17 protein-coding genes are annotated in these 24,543 nt (G+C 54.2%); 5 read left to right on the top strand and 12 right to left on the bottom strand.

What is annotated here, in order from left to right; all coding sequences use genetic code 11:
* Positions 1-303: 303 nt before the first annotated feature.
* From dppF to eptB, 6 genes are all read right to left on the bottom strand, one after another.
* Positions 304-1,308 (bottom strand): dipeptide ABC transporter ATP-binding subunit DppF, encoded by a 1,005-nt coding sequence (gene dppF / locus EC836_RS15165; RefSeq protein WP_123334543.1) that lies wholly within the window; start codon positions 1,306-1,308, stop codon positions 304-306.
* Complete coding sequence (dppD, locus tag EC836_RS15160; protein ID WP_105593688.1) at positions 1,298-2,284, bottom strand: dipeptide ABC transporter ATP-binding protein; 987 nt, start codon at positions 2,282-2,284, stop codon at positions 1,298-1,300. Before dppD ends, dppF begins: the two co-directional genes overlap by 11 nt.
* Positions 2,285-2,292: 8 nt before the next feature.
* Positions 2,293-3,195: a dipeptide ABC transporter permease DppC gene (dppC, locus tag EC836_RS15155; RefSeq protein ID WP_123334541.1), complete on the bottom strand. Its 903-nt coding sequence runs from the start codon at positions 3,193-3,195 to the stop codon at positions 2,293-2,295.
* Positions 3,196-3,204: 9 nt separating this feature from the next.
* Complete coding sequence (gene dppB / locus EC836_RS15150) at positions 3,205-4,224, bottom strand: dipeptide ABC transporter permease DppB (protein WP_123334539.1); 1,020 nt, start codon at positions 4,222-4,224, stop codon at positions 3,205-3,207.
* Positions 4,225-4,420: 196 nt separating this feature from the next.
* The gene (gene dppA, locus EC836_RS15145; protein WP_123334537.1) at positions 4,421-6,031 is read right to left on the bottom strand and encodes a dipeptide ABC transporter periplasmic-binding protein DppA; all 1,611 of its coding nucleotides are present in this window, start codon (positions 6,029-6,031) and stop codon (positions 4,421-4,423) included.
* A gap of 1,036 nt (positions 6,032-7,067) precedes the next feature.
* A complete protein-coding gene (gene eptB, locus EC836_RS15140) occupies positions 7,068-8,768 on the bottom strand; it encodes a kdo(2)-lipid A phosphoethanolamine 7''-transferase (protein ID WP_123334535.1) in 1,701 nt (566 codons plus the stop codon).
* Positions 8,769-9,025: 257 nt separating this feature from the next.
* Between eptB and EC836_RS15135 the strand changes: the two genes are divergently transcribed.
* Both EC836_RS15135 and EC836_RS15130 read left to right on the top strand, forming a co-directional pair.
* Positions 9,026-9,607: an HD domain-containing protein gene (locus EC836_RS15135; protein ID WP_123334533.1), complete on the top strand. Its 582-nt coding sequence runs from the start codon at positions 9,026-9,028 to the stop codon at positions 9,605-9,607.
* A gap of 149 nt (positions 9,608-9,756) precedes the next feature.
* On the top strand, positions 9,757-10,365 hold the full coding sequence (locus EC836_RS15130) for a hypothetical protein (RefSeq protein WP_123334531.1): 609 nt from the start codon (positions 9,757-9,759) through the stop codon (positions 10,363-10,365).
* Between the two features lie 179 nt (positions 10,366-10,544).
* Here the strand turns inward: EC836_RS15130 and EC836_RS15125 are convergent, their stop codons facing one another.
* The 6 genes from EC836_RS15125 to fepB form a co-directional block, all read right to left on the bottom strand.
* The gene (locus EC836_RS15125) at positions 10,545-10,991 is read right to left on the bottom strand and encodes a CaiF/GrlA family transcriptional regulator (protein WP_158612795.1); all 447 of its coding nucleotides are present in this window, start codon (positions 10,989-10,991) and stop codon (positions 10,545-10,547) included.
* A 182-nt stretch (positions 10,992-11,173) separates the two neighbouring features.
* On the bottom strand, positions 11,174-14,368 hold the full coding sequence (locus EC836_RS15120) for an autotransporter outer membrane beta-barrel domain-containing protein (protein ID WP_123334527.1): 3,195 nt from the start codon (positions 14,366-14,368) through the stop codon (positions 11,174-11,176).
* A 580-nt stretch (positions 14,369-14,948) separates the two neighbouring features.
* On the bottom strand, positions 14,949-17,057 hold the full coding sequence (locus tag EC836_RS15115) for a TonB-dependent receptor (protein WP_123334525.1): 2,109 nt from the start codon (positions 17,055-17,057) through the stop codon (positions 14,949-14,951).
* 371 nt (positions 17,058-17,428) lie between these two features.
* Positions 17,429-18,478 carry an iron chelate uptake ABC transporter family permease subunit gene (locus EC836_RS15110; RefSeq protein ID WP_123334523.1) on the bottom strand — a complete coding sequence of 350 codons (1,050 nt, stop codon included), beginning with the start codon at positions 18,476-18,478 and terminating at the stop codon, positions 17,429-17,431.
* The gene (locus tag EC836_RS15105; RefSeq protein ID WP_123334522.1) at positions 18,475-19,485 is read right to left on the bottom strand and encodes an iron ABC transporter permease; all 1,011 of its coding nucleotides are present in this window, start codon (positions 19,483-19,485) and stop codon (positions 18,475-18,477) included. The genes EC836_RS15110 and EC836_RS15105 overlap by 4 nt, the downstream gene beginning before the upstream one ends.
* The gene (gene fepB / locus EC836_RS15100) at positions 19,482-20,396 is read right to left on the bottom strand and encodes a Fe2+-enterobactin ABC transporter substrate-binding protein (protein ID WP_233599340.1); all 915 of its coding nucleotides are present in this window, start codon (positions 20,394-20,396) and stop codon (positions 19,482-19,484) included. Before fepB ends, EC836_RS15105 begins: the two co-directional genes overlap by 4 nt.
* Before the next feature lie 190 nt (positions 20,397-20,586).
* Between fepB and EC836_RS15095 the strand changes: the two genes are divergently transcribed.
* From EC836_RS15095 to EC836_RS15085, 3 genes are all read left to right on the top strand, one after another.
* The gene (locus EC836_RS15095; protein ID WP_123334519.1) at positions 20,587-21,891 is read left to right on the top strand and encodes an NtaA/DmoA family FMN-dependent monooxygenase; all 1,305 of its coding nucleotides are present in this window, start codon (positions 20,587-20,589) and stop codon (positions 21,889-21,891) included.
* Positions 21,892-22,018: 127 nt separating this feature from the next.
* Positions 22,019-22,999 (top strand): metallophosphoesterase, encoded by a 981-nt coding sequence (locus EC836_RS15090; protein WP_123334518.1) that lies wholly within the window; start codon positions 22,019-22,021, stop codon positions 22,997-22,999.
* 89 nt (positions 23,000-23,088) lie between these two features.
* A complete protein-coding gene (locus EC836_RS15085; protein ID WP_233599347.1) occupies positions 23,089-24,492 on the top strand; it encodes a DNA cytosine methyltransferase in 1,404 nt (467 codons plus the stop codon).
* Positions 24,493-24,543: the final 51 nt, after the last annotated feature.

Genomic DNA, 24,543 nt, shown 5'->3' with positions numbered 1-24,543 from the left:
AATTATTTATTGCAGACGTTATTTATCGTAATAGTGACTATGTTAATAAATTGGATAATTTTACCGGATTAAAGGCTTTCAATTCACAAACCTGGAATAGCTTAAAAATAGTTATTAACTTCCTTTCCTTAATTTTCCTTCAAATGATTAAGGTTATCGGTTAACTCGTTCTCGTTGCTGGGAAAAATCCATTTTTTCGTAAAAACAACCCTGTTACTTCTCTTAAGTGTTTAAGACGGGTACGGTTTCGGTCCGGTAAAAAATAAAGCGGAGCTAATCTCCGCTTTTGCATCACGACCGTCTTCAGGCTGCCGGTTCGCTCTCATCCTGTTCTACAGCAAAGCAGGCGACCTGCTGCCCGCCCCAGGATTTTAGCTGCGGCTGTAGCTGTGTACAGGTGCCGAGCCGACGACGGCAGCGGGCGTTAAACGCGCATCCCGGCGGCGGATTCAGCGGGCTGGGTAGCTCGCCGGTGAGTTTGATACGTTCGCGTCGATCGTCCGGGTTAAGACGCGGCGTGGCGGAAAGCAGCGCCTGGGTATAAGGGTGACGAGGATTAGCGAAAATCTCTTCTTTCGTCCCCTTCTCTACGCAGCGCCCCAAATACATCACCATCACTTCATCGGCAATGTGCTCCACCACCGACAGATCGTGCGAGATAAAGATGTAGGAAAGTCCCAGCTCCTGCTGCAGATCCATCATCAGGTTCAGTACCTGTGCCCGCACCGACACGTCCAGCGCGGAAACCGGCTCATCGGCAATCAGTACGTCCGGGTCGAGCATCAGGCCACGCGCAATAGCAATGCGTTGGCGCTGGCCGCCGGAGAACATATGCGGATAGCGATCGTAGTGCTCCGTTTTCAATCCCACCTTCGCCATCATCGCCAGAGTTTTTTCCCGACGTTCGGCTTTGGTCAGGTTGGTATTGATGACCAGCGGCTCTTCGAGGATCTGACTGACTTTTTTACGCGGGTTCAGCGAGCCATACGGGTTCTGGAAGACAATCTGAATCTTCTGACGCCGCATCTGCTGCGCCTGCGGATCGTGTTTCAGCAGGTCCTGCCCCTGATAAAACAGCTGGCCTTCGGTGGGCGTTTCGATCATCGTCAGCAGGCGGCCGAGGGTGGATTTTCCGCAGCCGGACTCCCCCACCACCGCCAGCGTTTTGCCGCGTTCGAGGTTAAACGATACGCCGTCCAGCGCTTTCACCAGTCGTTCCTGGCCGAACAGGCCTTTTTTAACCGGATAGTGTTTCTTCAGATCGATCGCCTGCATCAGCAGGGTCGGATTCGTTCCTTCAGGCTTCATAAGTGGGTCTCCCGGCATCATCCAGTGGGAAATGGCATTTGGACTGACGCCCTGCAAGATCGCGCAGCGGCGGTTCTTCCGATCGGCAGCGGTTGGTGGCGTACGGGCAGCGCGGATTTAGCAGACAGCCGTTGGGGCGGTCATATTTACCCGGTACCACGCCCGGCAGCGAAGCCAGACGCGCCTTGTCGGTGGAAAATTCCGGCAGCGCGCGCAGCAGAGCCTGGGTGTAGGGATGGCGCGGCGCTTTAAAGATATCCACCGCTTTACCGGTTTCGACCACCTGCCCGGCATACATCACAATAATGTGCTGCGCGGCTTCCGCGACCAGCGCCAGATCGTGGGTTATCAGGATCAGCGCCATATTTTCCTGGCGCTGCAGATCCAGCAGCAGCTCAATAATCTGCGCCTGAATGGTCACGTCCAGCGCGGTGGTCGGTTCATCGGCTATCAGCAGCTTGGGACGACAGGCAATCGCCATCGCGATCATCACGCGCTGGCTCATACCGCCCGACAGCTGATGCGGATAGACATCCAGCCTTGAGGCCGGATCGGGGATGCCCACCTGGTTTAGCAGGTCGATCGCGCGCTGACGTCGGGTACGGCGATTGCCGCCCTGATGCACCTTAATGGCTTCCATAATCTGGTAGCCCACGGTGTAGCAGGGGTTCAGGCTGGTCATCGGGTCCTGGAAGATCATCGCGACCTCTGAGCCCACCAGTTGGCGGCGCTCTTTCTCGGAGATCTGCTGCAGGTTGCGCTGATCGAAGACCAGCTGATCCGCCATCACCTTGCCGGGATAATCGATCAACCCCATGATTGCCAGCGAGCTGACGGATTTACCGGAGCCGGACTCGCCGACGATGCCGACCACCTGGCCCTGTTCAACCTGGTAGCTGATGCGGTCTACGGCGCGGAACGGTGCTTTTTCGTCACCGAAATGCACCGAGAGTTTATCTACAGTTAATAGTGCCATCTCGCTGCCTACTGTTTGAGTTTCGGGTCAAGAGCGTCGCGTAAACCGTCGCCCATCAGGTTGAATGCCAGTACCGTCAGCAGAATGGCAACACCGGGGAAGGTGACCACCCACCAGGCACTTTGCGCATACTGCAGTACGTCGGAGAGCATGGTGCCCCACTCCGGCGTAGGCGGCTGCGCGCCCATACCCAGGAAACCCAGCGCGGCCATATCGAGGATCGCGTTGGAAAAGCCAAGAGAAGCCTGCACGATCAGCGGTGCCAGGCAGTTTGGTAAGATATTGATAAACATCTGACGCATCGCCCCTGCCCCCGCCACGCGCGAAGCGGTGACGTAGTCGCGGGTCACTTCCACCAGCACCGCCGCGCGGGTCAAACGGATGTAGTGCGGCAGAGCAACAAAGGTCAGCGCCAGCGAGGCGTTCACAATCGACGGGCCAAAGATCGCCACCAGCACCAGCGCCAGCAGCAGGCTCGGCAACGCCAGCATAATGTCGACCAGACGCATAATCGCGGCATCAACCGCGCCGCCAACGTAGCCGGCGATCAGGCCGAAGACCACGCCCATAATCAGCGACAGAACCACCACCAGACAGCCGACCAGCAGCGACAGGCGCGCGCCATACATCAGGCGGGAAAGGACATCGCGGCCGATATCATCCGTACCGAGAAGGTACTGCCAGCTACCGTTCTCATGCCAGACCGGTGGGCGCAACAGCGCGTCGCGGAACTGCTCTGCCGGTGCATGCGGTGCCAGAACGTTGGCAAAAATAGCGATGACAATCATGACAACGACGTAAACCAGGCCGATCACCGCGCCTTTGTTACGCTTAAAGTAGTGCCAGAATTCCTGTAATGGGGTCATCGGCTTGGGTGCAGCAGGGACGCTGCCCGGATCTATAACAGACATAGTGGCCCCTTATTTCTTGTGGCGTATGCGTGGGTTGACCACGCCATAAAGCACGTCGACCAGCAGGTTAACGAGGATAATCAGCGTGGCAACCATCAGCACGCCGCCCTGAACGACCGGGTAATCACGGCGCTGCAGTGCATCGATCAACCAGCGACCCAGGCCAGGCCAGGAGAAGATGGTTTCGGTCAGGATCGCCCCGGCCAGCAGCGTGCCGACCTGCAGGCCGATCACCGTGACCACCGGCAGCATCGCATTGCGCAGGGCGTGGACGACAATCACCCGCATCGGGGTCAGCCCTTTGGCGCGTGCGGTACGAATATAATCCTCGCCCAGTACTTCCAGCATCGCCGAGCGGGTCATACGCACGATCACCGCCAGCGGAATGGTGCCCAGCACCACGGCAGGCAGAACCATATGCATCACGGCATCGATGAAGTCGCCCGGTTCGCCCCAGATCAGCGTGTCGATCAGCATAAAGCCGGTCAGCGGCAGCGTGTCGTCGAGGAAGACCGTATCGCTGATGCGCCCGGACACCGGGGTCAGGTTGAGCTGCACGGACACCAGCATGATCAGCATCATGCCCCACCAAAAAATCGGCATCGAGTAACCGGTCAGGGAGATGCCGACGGCGGTGTGATCGAAAATCGACCCGCGTTTGACCGCGGCCAGCACGCCAACGGGGATACCGACGATCACCGCAAACAGCATGGCGCAGATGCCCAGTTCCATCGTTGCCTTGAAGCGTGGAACAAATTCGTCCCATACCGGCACGCGGCTTTTCAGCGATATACCTAAATCGCCGTGCAGCACGTTCCAGACATAGGTGAAGTATTGCTGCCAGAGTGGCTTATCCAGACCAAGCTGGGCCAGCAGCTGAGCGTGACGTTCAGCGGAGATGCCGCGTTCACCCGCCATGATCAGCACCGGGTCGCCGGGGATCATGTGGACAAACGCGAAAGTTAACAGGGTGATACCAATAAACGTTGGGATAACAAGTCCCAGCCGTCGGAGTATGAACTGCAGCATATTCCGTACTCTCTTCTGTTTCCCGCCGGTCTTAGCCTGCGGGATTATTATTGCTCACATCTTGCAGCCGGGTAGACCCGGCCACGACGCAGCGAACTGCGCCTTGACCTGAATAAACAAGGATTAAGCGGGCTTCGAAACATCGAAAGGGGTTGAACAGGCCAGGTTACGGCTGTCCAACCCCTTATCGGGTTCGTTACTCGGCGATATCAACTTGGGCAAAGTAGTGTCCGCCCAGTGGATCAACCACGTAGTTGGATACTTTTTTGCTCACTGGCTCATACACGGTTGAGTGGGCAATGATCAGCGCCGGAGCCTGGTCATGCATCACCACCTGAGCCTGTTTGTACAGTTCGATACGTTTGTTGTGATCGTCCGTCGCACGGGCTGGCTGGATCAGATCTTCAAACGACTTGTCACACCAGCGTGAGTAGTTGGAGCCATCTTTGGCTGCTGCGCAGCTGAACAGGGTGGCGAAGAAGTTATCCGGATCCCCATTATCACCGGTCCAGCCCATCATCACGGTCTGGTGTTCACCGGCTTTAGCACGCTTCAGATACTCGCCCCACTCATAGGTGACAACCTTGGCCTTCACGCCGATTTTCGCCCAGTCGCTCTGGATCATTTCCGCCATGCGGCGGGCATTCGGGTTATACGGACGCTGAACCGGCATCGCCCACAGGTCGATAGCAAAACCATCCGCCATGCCGGCTTCTTTCAGCAGCGCTTTGGCTTTTTCCGGGTCATAGGCGTAGTCCTGCACCGCGTCGTTGTAGCCCCACATGGTTGGTGGGATCAGGTTTTTCGCCGCCTGGCCTGCACCCTGGTAAACCGCGTCGATGATCGCCTGCTTGTTCACCGCCATGGTCAGCGCCTGGCGCACCTTCAGGTTATCCAGCGGCTTCTTCTCAACGTTAAACGACAGGTAGCCGACGTTCAGACCCGGCTGCTCCATCAGATTGATTTTGGTGTCTTTCTTCATGCTGGCGATATCAGCCGGGTTCGGATACGGCATCACCTGGCATTCGCCTTTCTGCAGCTTGGCGTAGCGCACGGAGGCATCAGGCGTGATGGAGAAGACCAGACGGTCAATCTTAGGCTTCTCGCCCCAGTAGTTGGCGTTGGCTTTGTAGAGGATGCGTGAATCTTTCTGGTACTGCTGCAGCTGGAACGGACCGGTACCGACCGGATTCAGATCGACTTTTTCCGGCGTGCCCGCTTTCAGCATGTTGTCGGCATATTCCGCAGACAGAATGGAGGCAAAGTCCATTCCCAGGTCGGCGAGGAACGGTGATTCAGGACGGGTCAGTACGAAGCGTACGGTGTTGTCATCAACCTTCTCAATTTTGCTGATCAGGTTAGGCATGTCCATGCCTTCAAAGTATTCGTAGCTGCCGCCGGAAACGCCGTGATACTTGTTGTTTTTATCCAGCTGACGTTCGAAGGTGAAGACCACATCGTCGGCGTTAAAGTCACGCGTCGGCTTAAAGTCTTTGGTGGTTTGCCACTTCACGCCTTTGCGCAGGTGGAAGGTGTAGGTTTTACCGTCTTCGCTGACGTCCCATTTTTCCGCCAGAGCCGGATGCAGTTCCGTGGTACCGATGGTGAATTCCACCAGGCGGTTATAAATCTGACGCGAGCTGGCATCGTAGGTGGTGCCGGAAGTGAACAGCTGTGGGTTAAATCCTTCCGGCGAGCCTTCAGAACAATAAACCAGGGTTTTCGCCTGTACGCTGGCGGCCATCAGTAGTGCGATAGCGCTGAAACCGACCTTCAGCATCCCGGATTTTGTCAGGGAAATACTCATGCTTAGCTCCAATAGTGATGTGATGTTGTGTGTTGCGTGCCGACCGATAATTTTTTTGTGTGGTCTGGCGTAATGCCTTGCGGCGTCAGTCGCGGGAGTGGAGTTTGTGTTGCTTTGCCTGCAGAGAAACGCTCAGACAAATCTCCTTACCTTTTGTACTGGGGTTTCAATTTGTCAACAGTTTCAGGGAACGTCAATACAATCGTAGTGTATTTACGCAGAGTGTGAGAAACCGCATGCAAATATTAAAAAAACAATTAGTCCTTTTTTATGGATTAAAAACTTATGGTAAGGTCACAAAACAAGATTAATCGCTAAAAATACCACATCAATCCAGCGGATCGCGTTGAGAAAAAACCTTTTAAATAAACCGAATTACCCTACCTGTTACGCGATAAAATTATCCATACGGCTAACTTATAGATAAAAATGCTGCAACAGCGGGGTGAAAAATAGCGATCACACGTTAATCGGCCATTAATGGAATTCATCGCGAATTAAGATTTTATTTACATGTATAACAGGATGTTAGGTTGTTAATTCGTGGTTTCTAACGTGATTTAGAACGGCGTATAATTTTGCAACAGCAGAGTTTTATGTTGGGGGTGGGGAAATTGTCGGTGAGTTGTTGCCTGTAACGTTGGTGGTTTTCGCGGGCGGGTTCCGGCTCTGATCGGCTGGTCCTCGCGCCACGCGCTGCGTGGTGCCCTCACTCCGTTCGTCAGCCTGTCGGACCGCCGCAGACGGGCCGTCCTGGCCCGACTGCGGCTTCTGGCCGCGTCCGTGCGGCCAAATCCTGGCTTCCTCTCTCCGTTCCGCGCTGTGGATTGCCCGTTCAGAGCCGGATCCCGCCCGCTCGTGTGGTTATGCGTTGTCTGACTTAAAAGCCGGTAGGATATTTAACGGGATAGGTATAACGGAGAAGAGGGACGGGCAGGATGGTTGCTCCTGCCCGTTTAGGCGGTAAATCAATTTAAGTCTGCGCCACGCCGGTCCATCGGCGTGATTAAGCATGGGATAGCTAAGCCAGAGTGGCTTAGTTCGCCGTGCCGCTCTCGGCTGCCAGTTTCGGATCCGCGCACCAGTTATTCGACTGCTTGATACCGCCGTTGGGTGAGGTATAGCCCAGGCAACCCATAATGGTATCGAATAGCTCTACGTGGCGATGCGTTTTACCCGCGCGTTGCTGCTCCTGCAGGCGTTCAAATGCACTTTTATTGTTGGCATCAGCCAGATACTTGTCCGACGCCCAGACAATCATCGGCACGCGGAACTGCTCCGGCGGGGCCATATTGCGCGGGGTGCCGTGCAGATGCATATTGTCGCTGATCGATTCACCGTGGTCCGCCGCGTAGAAGACGATGGCTTTCTTATCACGCAGCTGATCGAATACGCTGTCAAGCACCGTATCGGTGTACAGAACCGAGTTATCGAAAGCGTTAATTAACATGGCTTTACTGCAGGTGTCGTCCACCCCCATGCATTCCGGCTGATAGCGCGCGTATTCACGCGGATAGCGCTGCGAGTAAAGATAATGGGAGCCTTTGGTGTGCAGCACGACCAGATGTTTCCCCTGCGGGTGGCGATCGATCGATGCCTTCAGCTCCGGGATCAGCAGCATATCGTCCACCGATTTGCCCTGATTGCGCTGCTCGGAGCCAATCTGCTCGCGGAAAACATAGTTATCGGCGTCGGTATTGTTGTAGAACCAGACCTCACTCTGCATCGCGAACAGCTCGGAGCTGAAGCCTAACTCTTTCAGCACGGCGAAGACGTTTTGCTCTTTCAGCGTCCGTCCCGGGTTGTCCATCGTGCCGCCCTCGCGAACGAACATGCAGCGCAGAGAGAGCTTGGTCGCGGTATCACAGGATTCCCCGCGGAAGGCGACCAGGTTTTTTTCACGCGAGAGCTTCGGTGTGGTGTCGCGCTCATAGCCCAACAGGCCCATATGGTCCCAGCGCGTGGTTTCGCCAATCACGAACACCACGTAGGTGTCGTCAAGGCCAGCAGATGGCGCTACGTAGCTAAACTTCTTTGCCGGATCGAGCAGGTCATCGTGCTCCATCTTTTCATCGTAGCTGGTGTAGGCAAACAGCCCCAGCGCCGAGAGCCAGTTTGACGGCAGATAAGAGTGAGCCACTACGCCACCGTAGCTCGGCAGGTCGATGTTGGTCAGCTTCTCATTGGCACTCTGTAACTTGTCGAAATAGCGAATGGGCAGCCAGACCAGGGCCACGGCCAGCAACAGCGTCAGCAGCGGTTTAATGCGCTGGCCAGGCGTTTTTAGCTGTTCCAGCAGCGTCATACGCTGTTTATTGGTCCAGATCAGCACCAGCGGTACGATGCTCACCAGCACCATCCACAGAATAAAGTGATAGCCCACCACTTCCTTCGACAAATCGACATCGGTGGTCATCACCGATGCCACAATCCCGTAGCCGATCACCACATTGAAGAAGGTCATGTAATAGCTGGCCGACACAGAAATTAGCACCAGCAGGGTTGCCGTAACGCGGTAAAACCATTTTCCACCGAGCGACAGCAGGCGCATCAGGAAGAAGGTGAGCATGATCGCCGCTGTCACTTCGGCCAGGGCGGAAAGCCAGGGCATAGGTTTAAAGCTGGAGAAAACCGGTTCAAAACGTCGGTAAAATACTGAGAGGTTGAGGAAAATACCGATATAAACGGCCAGCATCAGAGATAACTTCTGCTGGGTAAGCATTTTAATATAATTCATTGGGCCCTTTAGTCCTGGCGTAACCTAAACAATATCTATACACATTCCGAACATTTATCAGACCCTGGGGCCGCCTTAGAGTTCGGAAAAAACCGATAAACCTAAATTCCCTTTTATAAACAAGCTATTATTACAGAAAAGATGTAGAGCTATTCGATCATCGCCGCCAGTTAACCACATAAACCAGCAGCGACCGGTTAACTCACTGTACTATCAGCATTATTGTCACAGTTGGCCGCAATCAGGAGCACATCATAATGTACACACTCGAAGAACGTGCCCGACGCTATGCCACTAAAGCACATGCCGCAGCGGGACAACGACGCAAGTATACCGATGAACCTTACATCGTCCACCCTGCTGCGGTGGTGGAACTGGTTCGCAGCGTCAGCGACGACGAGGAAATGCTGGCTGCCGCCTGGCTGCATGATACCGTTGAGGATACACCCGGCACACTCGATGATCTTGAACAACGCTTTGGCCCACGCGTCGCTTCTCTGGTTGCAATGCTGACCAATAGCGGCAATCTTCCCGGTCAAAACCGCACCGCGCGCAAAGTCGCACACTTTCGCCACACGGCCGCAGCGTCGCCCGATGCTCAGACGATTAAGCTGGCTGATATCATCGACAATACCCGCTCGATTATTCATTTCGATCCGCATTTTGCCCGTATCTATCTGATCGAGAAGCGTGTGCAGATTACGCTGCTTACCGCCGGGAATAAGACACTATGGCAGCTTGCCGATCGTATTATTGAGCAGGGTATCCATCAGCTTGGCCAGCCCCCTTACAGCGTACCGGATGACTGGTTTACGCTTCAGGAAGCGAAGTATAGATAAGGATTGATCATCCGCTCTGACTCACCCTCAATTTCGGCAGATTGCTACCCTGGCATTCTGTGCGATTGTATGGTCCACGGCATAGAATGCCAGGAATCCCAATTTCATATCCCTATAATTGCCCGCTGATGAGTCTACCGGGGGCAATAATGTCTGAAGATCTACTTACAATTAGAAATAAAGTTAGTATTTTTCTCCTCTTTGCAGCATTTCTTAGCGCAATGATGGGTTTGGTGTTTGTTGATGTTGTCTGGATGAGTGATGAGTTACATGAAGCCTCGTTTACGGAAATCACGCAGGAATTACTACTGGCCGTGATTGCAGCCCTGTTTATCTACCACGCCAGAAAATCGCCAGAGCAGCGTCCGATACGGATTTTGGTTGCGGGTTTTTTTTGCTGCATGCTGATCCGTGAACTGGATTTTCTGTTTGATAAGATCAGCCATGGCAGCTGGTTCTGGTTTGCTCTGGCAGTGGCGGGTGTCTCGATGATTGCTGCGCTGCGCCATCCCCGCTTTCTGGTTTCGGGCCTGGCCGATTTCATGCGTCACCCCGCCTGGGGGATGATGACGGCGGGCATGCTAACCATCCTGGTTTTTTCCCGCCTGTTTGGCATGAATGAATTATGGCAGCATCTAATGCCGGGTGATTATCATCGTACGGTGAAAAACATGGCTGAAGAAGGTAGCGAACTGTTGGGTTATACCCTTTGTCTGTTTGCGACTCTGGGATATTTAATGCCGAGTAAAAAGAAGTAGAAGATATATTGATCGCGCCATCAGGTTATTATTTAAACATGCTATCTGAGATGTGTGCGATCAATGCTTAATAGACGTAGTGAGTAGAATTATCCTGTAATCCCATAAAAATGGCAGGACTCAGAGGTTCATGAATAAAAATGCTAAGATTTGCGCTTAATAATTAATCGAAATATAATTTAAGTTATTGGTCGTGTTGACAGATGAAGCGTATTTTCAGTGCAATTATCTTTATGTTTCTTAAATGTACCCGCATGAGTCGCTAATTTGGGGGGGGTTCCAGGTGTTCCAGGGAGTATAACATTCTCAACCTTGATCTGATGGCATAAACGTCGCGTGCCCTGAGATTTCACCTTTCTGGTCTGGCAATTAATGACATCGGTCTTACGTAAAATATAAGATAGCTGAAAGGATGCCCGGCGTTCGGTGATGGCAAAGACGGTAGAGACTTGTTTGTGCCCAATCCACTTTTTCTGCATCAGCCCCCACAATGCGATAAGAACATATAAAGGCTGGTCAGCATACTCATTCAATTCTTCAGGTACACGGCCTCCATCATGATTGCTTTGTTTAACAACCATTGCTGTTCCCTTATGAGGAGATGTAACGTTTTTGTCTTTACTCATAATCATGCCTTCCCTGTGTGATAAGAAATGTACACTTCCGATGAGATTCAAGGCTCATTTTTTTACGTGAAAATGGGAAAAATGGGCAAAGAGTATTTGCCCAACCCGCAGTGACACAGAAAAAATAGCGAAACGCAGCTAAAAATATTTCCCCATTGCTAAAGTAGCAATGGGGAAGAGGCTTACCAGGAGTAATTAACGCCTACGTTTGCCTGCCATGGACGTTCAAGGTTATCGCCAGTGGTGTAATTGAAGCTGGCATAACCGCCGACATTCTTCATCAGCTGGACTTCTGCACCGCCGCCGATTTGGAATGCAGCACCATCGATGCTGTTATTCATATTAATGTTGTTCAGTCTTGTTTCATTGCTATCAGCAAATTCGTTGAGCGCGGCCATATGCAGATAAGGTTTAATATAACCTTCATTCAGGTCGAATGTATAACCCACATCGGTACCGATTTCACCCACCATTGATTTGAAATCGTCGCCATTAACAACCATGCCGTTATTCATGGTGTAGTGTGCGCCGTCAATAACACGGCCGGTCGCTTGAACATACGGTTCAGCAAAGTACCCGCTGTCTTCCCAGGTGTAACCCAGTTTCATACCCAGGCCGTAGCCATTGGTAGAGAAGTCAGAACGTGAACGTTGACCATCCAGAGTTCTGGCGTCGCCGCTGTTGCTGAAGTGGTTGTACTGCCCAGACGTATCAACAAAAATGCCGTTTTCGAAGCGACGTGACAGATAGAACTGCGCACCGTAGCTGTCTAGATCGCCACTGCTGTTCATTACATCAAGGTCAGAACGCGCTGACGAGAATGCCAGACCGGCCAACCAGCTGCCGCCATTTTTCGCATCGAACAGGTTATCAACGCCCAGCATGACACCGTTGGTATTTAACTTATACCCAGCGCCGGCTGACGTTGTATTGTGATTTTCTCCACCAAAGTAAGAGATCCATACACCACCATCATCCCTGGCGTGGCGTGAAGCGGTCATATGTTGGTTAAGTGCATCGGACTCCATGCTGGCAACATTCACCTGCGCTGCTGCCATGCTTAATGCCGTTGCTGCGCTGTTTGACAAGTGACCGTTATTTTTAAAGTAAACGTTACGCTCGTCATGCACTTTGTCATTAAGGGTATCGTGAACGTCATACTGGTAAACACCCAGCTCGGTACGTCCAGTGAAGTGTGCATCGCTACCTTTATCCAGATAATTAACGAAGCTGTGTGGATTCACGCCGTTAACACGATCGCGATCGGCAACGTAGCCGTCTTTGACATAGGGTTCTACGCCAGAGTTAGCGATTTTCAGATGGTACTCACCTTTCGCTGTACCTTTGACCTGAACTGAACCATAGGTGTAATTACCGCCAAGGTTGAGCAGTGGGTCGACGACGCTTTTACCCACGGTGATATCCGATGTCTGATAGTGGCCGTTACTGTCTTTGTCCTGGTTCAGGTTGCCATGAACGACAACGCGAGCAGCCCCGAGGTCTTCATAGCGACCGCGATCCCCCAGGGTTGCGGTATTGTCTTCCTGATTGATCAAATTCAATGAAGAGTTAGACAGGTTCATATCATGTACGTCGCTGATCGCCAGACCGCCATCAGCCGTTGCGGCAGCATTCCACACCGCGCCGTCTTTCACATTCATGTCCGGGTTCCAGGAAGAAACCAGGGTATCGTCAGGACGGGAAGTGTTAGTGATACCGCCGACTTTACCATTCAACGTGCTGTGGTTCAGGTTAACGGTAACCGCTGTCCACGCATTCTTGTCATTGGTGCGTAGGGTGTTGCTGACGCTGTTGACGGTGTTTTTATAGATGGAAGAGGCAGACGACGAACCATCAATGGCATCCTGTCCCATAACGGCCGGAGCCTTCGGATCGGTGACATCGGTCAGTTGAACATCAAAGCCAGTAGAGCCGCCAGCGGTAATGTCGCCGTTGACTACGGTATTGTTGGTCAGATTCAGCGTGGTGCCGTTATGTTCACGATCCATGACCTGTGGATTGGTTATGCTGGCATCGTTTGCAACATATTCACCGGTCTTCGTATCCCGTACTACGTTGACATTGATCGTTGGCTTATAGCCATCGTGGGTAATATTAACGTTGCCATTCAGCGTCGAGCTGTTCACGTCCACACGATTAGCGTGACCGGACACGTTGAGTGCGGAACCCGCGTTGTTTACTCCCCCGGTCAGCGTCGAGTTGTTCTTCACAGAGACATATAAGCCAGAGCCGGAGATATCTACTGCAGTGGATTTTTTATCGGCATCGCGACTGTAATTACCGTTATTTTTGTGGCTACCATCGTAGTTATCGTCTTCGCGCACCGCGGCGGTGTTTTTGGCGGTAATCTGGGCGTTATCTAAAATAACGTTTGGCGTTTTGGCGACCTGATGGGTCAGCGTTTTTTTAGTGCCAATATGATTGCCGTTGCCGTCGGTAGCGTAATTCACGCTGTTGCTGTTAATACTTAAACCGGTCGCTGAAGGACGCATGGTGTAGGCATGCTCTTCACCCGACTCATTCCCTGATGGATAAACCGGCACAGAGTCAGTATTCAGCGTGTTATCAATAGTGGTGTCTTTAATCACTAAAACATCGCGAGCGCGATCGTGCGTGGCGGTTTCCTGCAGATTACCATCAACGGTAACCGCACCGACGCTTTGCTTCAGGCTTTTTACCTGAGAATAAATTTTTGCGTTTTGCAGACCAAAGTCACCGCCGGTGCGATCGACGGGGCGGATATAAACGTCAGCATTCTGATCGAGGGTAACCTCTTTACTGACTTTCAGAGGGATTTTGTGTCCTGCAGTATCAAGAACAAAGGTGCCGTCGGATTTCTTCTGATATTGAATCGCGCCGCTGGCGTCACGTTGATAAAGCGTCACGCTCTGCTTTTTTTGATAGCGATTATTTTCGGTGCCCATTTTCAGGCCGTCAACCACACCAACCGGCACAGAATAACCGTCAGAGGCAGTCGATCTTGCCTGACGTTCACCGTGAACCGCACGCTGATAATCTTCGTAAATAAGGTAGTTAGCATCGCCTGGTAGGCTTGGAGCGGTCGAGTTTAAATAGTCTTTATAACCGCTGCTGTTGACCAGTGCGTTGAAACCCTGAGTGTCCGTGTTAATCGCATCCCATTCACTTCCGGTCTGGGTATTATTGACAACAGGAAGGTCGCTTCCACCGATAAATACGGCACCACCGCCGTTATATTGCCCCTGGGCGTCATGGCTCAATGCCGACTTGTCTTTCACTGCGACGGAAGATGACGTGGTGGCGGAAAATGCTGGGGCACTAAGGCTGACGATGACTGAAGCCGCCAGAACACTCAGCTTGAAACTGTTTTTTCTCATCACTGCAATTCCTTTTATAATAAACAATTAAACAGTTCGCCTCACTGGCCTCTGTTTTCTTACATTAATTTTTAAGCATAAAACCCTACGCCAGAAATAAATATTATCTCAGCGAGAAACCAATTAAATATTTAACTCGGAAGAAGGCAAGTCCCTTCAGGTCATCCTCCATGAAAATCAGCTGAATATTACAAATCGTGTTGATTGCAGCTAATAACTGTAAAGCAAAAAAAAGTAATCAACTTGATAAGAATTTCTTGTTGAAGATAAGTTTTGAATGGTATGAAAAATTTTAAATGAAATCTTTAGTCAGAAAATAACCATGAGAAAAGTATTTAACTCTAAACATTAATGATAAATATAAATAAAATATCGCATTTGATTATTTTTTGTGTTTATTTGTCGCAATCTATTTAGTGGGAATTTATGGATATTATGCGAGTGATGAATTTTTTTTCGGAGAGATAAGCGGATTTTTGATGGGTTTATATAGGGGGGTTGGGTTTTTTTGATTGAAATAAATAACTAAAAATGTCGGAGAGTTGTTAACTCTCCGACGGGTTAATATTATATGAATTTATTAGAAGTTCAGTTCAAGCGTCGTTCCAATTGCACGTTCGCGGAGCGTAATTGGGGTGTTTCTGTCATTTGAACTAATACTTAAACTATGATCGTTATCAAATAAATTCTGCGCATATAGCGTTGCACGACCATATTTAAAGGTGTAGGCCAGTTGCGCATTGGAAACCCAGTACGGAGAAATACGGCCACGATTATCATTATCATAGGCCGAGTAATAAGAGCCGCTGAATTTCACGTTACCGCTGAGCTCAACGCCCGGCAGCAGCATATATTTCGCGCCTACGTTAGCCGTATAGCCCGGTGCCCGAGGCAGTACATTGCCTTCGTTGGTGCTGCCGTTAAACTCTTTGATCTTTGTTTTCAGCAGGCCTACAGAAGAATTTAATTCGAAATCAATTGTCGGTTTCCAGATGGCGCCAAATTCTGCACCGTAGGTCACCACTTTATCCGCATTATCGATAATTGATGAGCCTGATGACAGCGTGTACGGCAGCTGCATATTTTTATAGTCGTTGTAGAAAACGTTACTGGTCAGATCCAGGTCGGCCGCATCAATATGGTGACGGGTATACAGCTCATAGTTCCAGACGTATTCCGGATCGTAGGTGTAGGTCACCACAGGCGTTGCGAAGGTGATACCTGCGCCACCGGCATTATAACCGCGGGCGATTTTGGCACCGAAAGTCTGGCCTTCAATCGGTTTCCACGCCACGTCCAGCTTCGGCAGGAAGACGTTGTAGGTTTCATCGAAGTTCACCGCAGAAGCGCCGCCGCTGCCAACGCGACGGCGATGCTCACGTTCCAGACGGCTGGAAGCGGTGACATCAACCTCTTCGGTCAGTGCATAGGTCAGCTCGGCAAAGGCCGATGAGGTTTTGGTTTCATCTTTGAAGAAGCTGCCACCGTACAGGAACACATCCTCATCCTGGCTGGCGGTGAAGTAGTTCAGTCCGGCCAGACCGCGCCAGACGTTGTCTTCAGTGGCAAAGTTTACCAGTGGTGACATCTGGAATTCATGACCATCTACGTTCGCACTGACGTTGCTGGCGTAGGTATGGCGATGCTGGTTGAAGGCGGTATACAACGCTTTGTTTGACAGGCGCAACTGCTCTGACTGATCCCACGAGATATCCCAGATCGTGCTGTTGTACTGGTTCTGGAAGACCGGGCGACGACGATCGTAGCGGGCAACGGTGTTAGTTTCCGGGCTGAGCGCTTCGTTCTGTGGCGCGATGCTGTCAAAGTGGTTCACCGTCAGCTTGGTGCTCAGTTCGCGTAGCGATGACGGGTTATACAGCAGCTTCATACGCGCGGTATTGGTTTCAACCTGCTTCACTTTGCCCGGATAGGGATCGTAATCAATCAGGTCGACGGTACTCTGACGGCGCTGGCGGTCAAGGCTGACGCGGAAGGCCAGTTCATCTTCGATCAGCGGACCGGAAACCATCGCTGCCGTTTGCGAGGCGTGCTGGTTACCGATACCGCCTTTCACCGCGCTTTCCCATTCAAACGACGGGTCACGGGTGGTCATCACCACCGCACCGGCAATGGCGTTACGTCCCTGCACATAACTCTGCGGGCCGAGGAAGACTTCGGTACGGTCCACATCCCACAGCGACTGGCTGCCGAACGCCATTTCGTTGTAGCTCAGTGAACGGCCATCGACGGACATGTTGATACGCGGGCGTGAACCGGTGAAAAACGCGGTTGCGCCGGTTGCCGGGCCGGAACCGTCTAAGCCACGAATGGTGGGCAGATCGTTACCCGGGCCGACATCGGTAATGTTCGGAATCATCTGCATGATGTCGCGAATTTCCACCGCATGCGGCAGGGAATCGATTGCGTCTTTGTCGTAGACTTTGACGCTGGAACCGGTGTCATAGATCGAGCGGTTGGTCTTCTCACCGGTCACGATCATCGTATTATCAACGGGCGTTTCGGCTGCTTTTTGTTTGTCTTCGGCGACGTTATCATCAGCCACTTTTTCTTCCGCTGCGGCGGCTTGCCCTGCGCTTAATACGCATAAGCCAATTAACAGCGATGAAAATGTCCGTTTGAAAACCCGTCCTGCCACGAGCTGGTGTTGAGCCTGAGTCTGCTCGGCCATGTGTCTATCTCCTTTCCCAGATGCGCACTGCTTTTATTGTTTTTACGAGGGTGAAACGACAATAACATTCACATTATTAATGGATTTGTCTGCCTTCCTGGCTTGTAGTTATGCATTACCTACGCTGATTTTCTGCGAAAACAATAATCACATGGGTAAATTATTCCTTTTAACCATGATGTTAACGCGCCATCATGCTGTCTGGCTTAAAAGTTTCCAAAATGCGGTGAGTAAATATGCGCGCAAAAATCGTCAAAAATAATAATGATTTGCATATGTTAATGCAAATCATTATCAAATGTAACAAAAGTAAATTTTGGTTTTATGTTTCAGTGAAAGGATTATTTTCAGTTATTTATACTGGTTCGGGTTTAAATTTGCCGGGTACGGGTCAGCAACCAGAGCAGATAGAGCCCGCCAATAATTCCGGTCATGCGTCCAACGGGCACGGTGATCCCTACAGGCATTAGCTGGGTGAATAGATCGGCCAGCATCAGCAGGCAGGCGCCCATCAATGCTGCCCCCATCACCGGGACTCCCTTTCCACCGGTTAGCCTGACGACCAGCTGCGGCGCAGCGAGGGCAACAAAGGCGATCGGCCCGGTGGCGCTGGTTGCCACCGCCGCCAGCATCACCCCGGCAAACAGCATCAGCACACGCATACGTTCAACCGGGATCCCCAACTGACGGGCCAGGTCATCGCCCATTTCCATTAAGTTCAGGCGATGGGCACCCAGCAGGACCAGCGGCAGCAGCACGGCAACACCGACGATCACCGGAATGGCGTGATCCCAGCTGCGCGCGGCGGTGGTGCCGGAAAGCCACAGATTGGCCATGATGGAATTGTCGAGATCGCCTTTCACCAGCAGTAAGCCGTTGAATGCGCTGAGGATGGCACCGATGCCGATGCCGGTAAGGATCAGCCGGTAACCCCGTACCGCGCCGCCCTGTCGTGCCAGCAGGTAGACCAGCAGTGCGGTCAGCAGGCCGCCCGCTAGCGACCACATCACCACCTGTAGCGTACCGCCATCAAACAGGACGATCTGCATGATGGCACCGCTGGCTGCGCCGGTGGTAAATCCGATAATGTCAGGCGAACCCAGCACGTTGCGTGAGATCGACTGAAAAATCGCGCCGGAAACACCGAGTGCGGCACCGACAAACAGCGCCACCAGCACTCTGGGCAGGCGGATATTGCGGATAACGTGGCCGAAAATCTCCTCCTCGCCGCTGCCGGAGAGCGCGGCCAGCACCTGGGGAACGCCAATCGGCAGGCGGCCCACGGTCATGGCATAGCAGCCCAGCGCTAGCGCTAAGAGCAGTAAGCAGCAACAGACCGCCAGATTGCGCAGCGAATAACGCAGCGAAAACTGCCGCCACTGCCAGACGCGGCCGGAAACCGGAAAATCCTGATTTTTCATGCCTGCACCCTCTTCCAGTGCCTGACCAGCCAGATAAATACCGGCCCGCCGAGCAGCGCCACCATAATGCCCACGCTGATCTCTCCGGGGTAACCCACCAGCCGGCCAAGCGTATCCGCTGCCATCACCAGAATGGCCGAAATCAGCATCGACCACGGCAGCAGCCAGCGGTGGTCCGCGCCGGAAAATGCCCGGGCGAAGTGCGGTGCGGTCAGCCCGATAAACCCGATTGGCCCGGCGGCGGCGGTTGCCGATCCTGCCAGCAGTACAATTGACAGGGCCGCCAGCAGCCAGATGCGCAGTGGATTTACCCCAAGTGATTTACCCAGATCGAGGCCGAGAGCCAGCGTATCCAGCGCCGTCGCCAGGATCAGCGCCAGCACCACGCCCGCCAGCACCAGCAGCGAGACCGGCAGCAGCACCGCATAACCGCGCCCCTGTAGCGAGCCGACAACCCAGTGGCGGAACTGGTCAAACACCGCCTCATCGCTGTTAACGGTGATCAGCTGCGTTAGCGCCAGCATGACTATCGACAGTGCGGCACCGGCCAGCACCATTCGCACCGGGTTATTGCCGTGCAGACCGCCCAGCGCGCATACCGCGCCGCCGGTCAGCGCCGCCCCGCCCAGCGCAAACCAGATGTACTGATTGATATCGGCCAACCCGAGAAAGGCGATCGCCATGACGCTGGCGAGCGTAGCCCCGGCATTCACGCCGAGGATCCCCGGATCGGCCAGCGGATTGCGGGTCAGCGCCTGCATCACTGCCCCGGCCGCGCCCAGCGCCACGCCAACAACCAGCCCGAGCAGCGTGCGTGGCAGCCGCAGATAGTGCACCAGCAGATGCTCGCTGTTGCGTGGGTCAAAATTGACCAGCGCCTGCCAGGTGGTCGCTACCGAAATCGAACGGGTGCCGATAAACACGCTGCTGATGGTCAGCAAAATCAGCAGCAGCATGCCCCAGAGCAAACCGCTGCGGCGAAATGCCGGGCTGAAAATCTGATTCATTGCCCGCTGGCTGCCGGTGCTTTGGCGAAGTTTTTCACCACGTCGCGCACGATCTCGCTGGCGCTGTAATAATCAATGCGGAAGGAGTTAATTCCCAGGCTGTAAACCCGCTTCGCTTTCACCGACGGCAAATTCGCCAGCATCGGATCGTGCAGGAAGGCATCGACACGCTCCTGCGGCGCGCGCAGCAGGAAAGTCGTCGCTGCGGTTATCTGAGTCAGGTTTTCGTAGGTTGCCCAGACAAAATCGTTCTGCGCTTTGACGGTGGTTTGCCAGGCCGGGTTTGGATCTTCCATTGTAAAGCCGAGCGATGCCAGCAGGCTGCTGTGCACGCCTCTGGCCGTGGCGATCGGGTTAGGAATACCGGGGCCGTTATAGCTGATGATATTGGCATGGCCCGGCGGCACGGTGATTTTTTCCCGCGCCTGCTGGACGAGGCGATCGAACTCGTTAATACGCGCGCTGGCTTCTTTTTCCAGCCCGCCCGCATCACCCAGCAGCGTCGCCAGCTCCTGCCAGGTTTGTCCGCCGTAGTCGACGACGATCGTCGGTGCGATTTGACGGAAGTCCGCCAGCTGCGCCTTCGCAGAATCCGCCCCTCCGGTGGAAACCACAATCAGGTCCGGGGCTGCCGCATACGCCTGTTCCAGATCGACGGTACCTGCCGACCATAGTTTTTCCAGCTTGCGCTGTGCCGCAACGGACTGCCACTGCGCGTACCAGTCGCCGTTCACGCCGGTGGCGCTGCCCGCCAGCGGCGCGTCAATCGCCAGCAGCGTGCCGGTCACGGTGACCGAGGTCGAAAGAATGCGTTTCGGTTTCGCCGGAATGGTGGTGGTGGTGCCGTCCGCATTGTGGAACTGGCGCGGCCAGCCTTTTTCGCCTTCAGCCTGGCTGGAAAAAGCCGCCATCAACAGCATCAGAGGTAAGCAATATCGCAAAATTATATTAATATTGTTCATATATCCCTTCATTTATAAGGACTACTTTGCGCAGTACACGCTGCCCTGCGCCATTGCGTAATCGTCAAACGACGGGCAGTATATTCCGCACGCACACCGACAACAACATCAGTAAATGCAAGGATATAAGGAGAATGGAATGAACAGTAACAGGCAGCTCTGCGTCGGATTATCGCTTGCTGTAACCTGGCTTACCGGCAACGGATGGCGCCGAGGTGACAGCAAGGTTGAGGATATTTACTCAAGCGAATTTTATGTTGATATTGCCCGCCGCGCCGAAGCAGCAAAGCTGGATTTCCTGTTCCGCCCCGATGCGATGTGGCTGTCGCGCCAGGCGGTAGTCGAATCTCCGGCCTTCAGCAGCGTTGATCCTACGCTGCTGATGGCGTCCATTGCCGCGCATACCCAGCGCATCGGGCTAGTGTCTACCGCTTCCACCACCTTTATGCCGCCGTACGTGGTGGCGCGTCAGTTCCAGTCGCTGAACCAGCTCAGTCGCGGCCGTGCAGGCTGGAATGTGGTGACCTCGCTGGCCGGGAATCTGAATTTTGGCCTCAGCGAAATGCCTCCGTCGGCGCAGCGCTATGCGCAGGCGCTGGAGTTTACTGACGTGGTGCGCAAACTGTGGCGCAGCTACCCGGCAGAGGCGCTGCGCATCGATCGCGAAGCGGGCGTGTATGCCGACTTTGATAAAGTTGTGCCGATCGATCATCAGGGAGAACACTTCAACGTGCAGGGGCCGCTTAACGTACCCGAGTGGGACGGGCCGCGCATTCCGCTGTTCCAGGCGGGAGCGTCCGATTCCGGCCGTGACTTTGCTGCCCGCACCGCCGATGCCATCTTTGCGGCTACCCCGGATATCGCGGCGGGCGTGGAACTGCGCAGCGATCTGCGCCGCCGGGCCGTTGCACACGGACGCAGCGCCGATGATATTCGTCTGATGCCGGGCGTCAGTCTGTATCTGGGCAATACCCGGGAAGAGGCACGCGAACTGTATCGCGCCACGCAGGAGGGGCTGGACCCGGAGCGCAAATTCGCTCGCGCCAGCGAGCTGCTCGGCATTAACCTCCGCGAGCTGTCGCCGGATACCCGCGTTACGCCGGAGATGCTGCCGCCGCCGGGTAAAGTCTTCAGCCAGACTCACGCCAATCTGCTGCGCAGGCTGATTGAGCGCGAACAGCCGCTGCTGCGCGATCTGATGACGCGACCGGAAGTGGTGGGATCCGCCTACTGGCAGGTCATCGGAACGGTAGAAGATGCGGTGCGCGAGATCCGCGAACGCTTTGAGGCGGGCGCGCTGGACGGCATTATCGCCATTCCGGGCGGTTCGCCGGGCTGCATGGATCTCACCCTCAGCCAGCTGATGCCGCGCCTCACTGAAGAGGGCCTGCTGCGCAGCGAGTATTCATCCACAACGCTGGCCGGGCACCTTGGGATCCGCTGAGTGTTGTCGGGCTGCCGCTCTCCGGCAGCCCAAGTCCTGTCGTATAAACGTCACGTTCCGGCAATAAAAACGTCATTCCCGCCCGCCAGGATATGGCTCTGTTTCTATTGTCAGGATCCGCTGCACGATGACCTTCAAAGCGCTGCCTCATCCCCTTTCTCCGCCGCAGCGGCTGGCGCTGGGCGAGGCCGGTATTCTTTACCAGCCCCCGACGTTACGCTCACCGAATCCGGCCGACGGCATCCTGCGATTTGGTCTGATTGCCGATCCGCAGTATGCGGATGCCGATCCCGATCTGGAAAACAACCTCTACTACCGTCACGGACTGCACAAGCTTTCTTCGGCGATTAGTACCCTCAACGATCTGCCGCTCGATTTTGTTGCGACGCTGGGCGATCTGGTCGATCGCCACTGGTCTGGCTACAGCGAACTGCTACCGCGCTATGATGCGCTGCGCCACCCGCATGCGGCGATTATCGGTAATCACGATGCGCAGGTGATCTCCGAGCATCTGGCGACGTTTACCCCGCCGCTGGGTCTGCCAAAAAGCTATTACCACTTCCGCCTCAGCGGCTATCGCTTTCTGGTGATCGACGGTAACGATATCAGCCTCTACTGCAATGCGGGCAACGGCGACGACCTGCAGCAGGCGCGCGCACAGCTGGATGAACTGCTGGCGCAGCAGCAGCCTCAGGCCCAGCGCTGGAACGGCGCGGTCGGCGAGCAGCAGCTGGCATGGATTGAGCAGAATCTGCAGCAGGCGCAGGCACTGGGGGAAACGGTGATCGTCTTTGGCCACTACCCGCTGGCACCGTTGAAAAAGCACATTTTGTGGAACGGTGAAGCCGTGGCGGATCTGCTGTGCCGCTATCAGGTCCGCGCCTACTTTGCCGGCCACGACCATCGCGGCGGCTACTATCGGTGTGAGAATACCGATTTTATTACCCTGAAAGGGATGCTCGACGGACCGGATAACGTGCCTTTTGCCGTCGCCGAACTGAGCGGAACCCGGCTGACGATCGTCGGCTTCGGTGGCGAAATCAGCCGGATCCTGCCGTTAAATCACCGCGAGCAGCCGCAGGAGGCGGATAGCGAGAGCCGCCTGTAAAACCTGGGGCAATTATGTGATAGCCTGTCACGAAATTAATCCGGAATATTATCGTCATGAAAGAATTACCGCCCGCCTTGCAGCCGCTGATGGCCGGTTCCCGTGAAGGATTACAGGCCCGCCTCGACGAGGATCTCGCACTGCTGCTGCGGGTGTTGGAAATTTACGATCGACGTACCGTTGCCGAACGCCTGCAGTCAGTCGGCGGCGACGGCTGGACGCGCGAGTCGCTGAGCCGCTGGATGAACGGTAAGTCCGCCCCACAGGCATTAACCGCAGCGGAAGTCAGCGCGCTTGAAGCGATGCTGCCGCAGCCACCGGCGCATCATCCTCACTATCCCTTCCGCTTTATCGATCTCTTCGCGGGCATCGGCGGCATTCGCAGCGGCTTTGAAGCGATTGGCGGTCAGTGCGTGTTCACCAGCGAATGGAACCCCTACGCGGTCAGAACCTATCGGGCTAACTGGTATAACGATGAGCGCGCGCACACGTTTAATACCGATATTCGCAAGGTGACGCTGAGCGATAAGCCCGAGGTGGCTGAAGCGGAAGCCTATACCCATATCGACAGGCAGATCCCCCAGCACGATGTGCTGCTGGCGGGCTTTCCCTGCCAGCCGTTCAGCCTGGCGGGCGTCAGCAAAAAGAATTCCCTTGGCCGGGCGCACGGTTTTGAATGCGATACGCAGGGGACGCTGTTCTTTGACGTGGCGCGGATTATTGCCGTCAAAAAACCGGCGATTTTCGTGCTGGAGAACGTAAAAAATCTGAAAAGCCACGATAAAGGCAAAACGTTCCGGGTGATCCAGCAGACGCTGGACGAACTCGGCTACGACGTGGCCGATACCGACGTTAACGGTGCCGCCGATCCAAAAATTATCGACGGCAAGCATTTCCTGCCTCAGCACCGCGAGCGCATCGTGCTGGTGGGCTTCCGCCGCGATCTTGACCTCGCGAAAGATTTTACCCTGCGCGATGTTGCGAAGTTCTATCCGCCGCAGCGCCCCGCCTTCGCCGATCTGCTGGATAAGCAGGTTGAGAGCAAATATATCCTGACGGTAAAACTGTGGGAGTACCTCTACAACTACGCCAGGAAGCACCAGGCGAAGGGTAACGGTTTTGGCTACGGGCTGGTGTCACCCGCGGATCGTCATGTGGTGTCGCGCACCCTGTCCGCGCGCTACCACAAGGATGGTTCCGAGATCCTGATCGACCGGGGATGGGACAAGGCGCTGGGCGAAAAATCGTTCCACGATGCGGCTAACCTCGAACACCGTCCGCGCAGGCTGACGCCGCGTGAGTGCGCCCGCCTGATGGGCTTCGAAAAACCGGGCGAAAAGACGTTTCGTATTCCGGTGTCGGATACCCAGTCCTACCGCCAGTTTGGTAATTCGGTGGTGGTGCCCGCCTTTGCCGCCGTGGCCCGGCTGCTGGAGCCGGTGATTTTGCAGGCTGTGCAGAAAACCCGTTCTGCCGAGAAAGCCGCAGGCTAACACGGCCGGAAAGCGGATTTGTCACGGCGCGGAAAGCGGATCTGTCCCCTT

The organism is Erwinia sp. JUb26 (assembly GCF_003751505.1).
Lineage (GTDB): Bacteria > Pseudomonadota > Gammaproteobacteria > Enterobacterales > Enterobacteriaceae > Erwinia.
The sequence above is the reverse complement of the archived record's forward strand: the minus strand, read 5'-3'. Positions and strand labels throughout refer to the sequence as shown.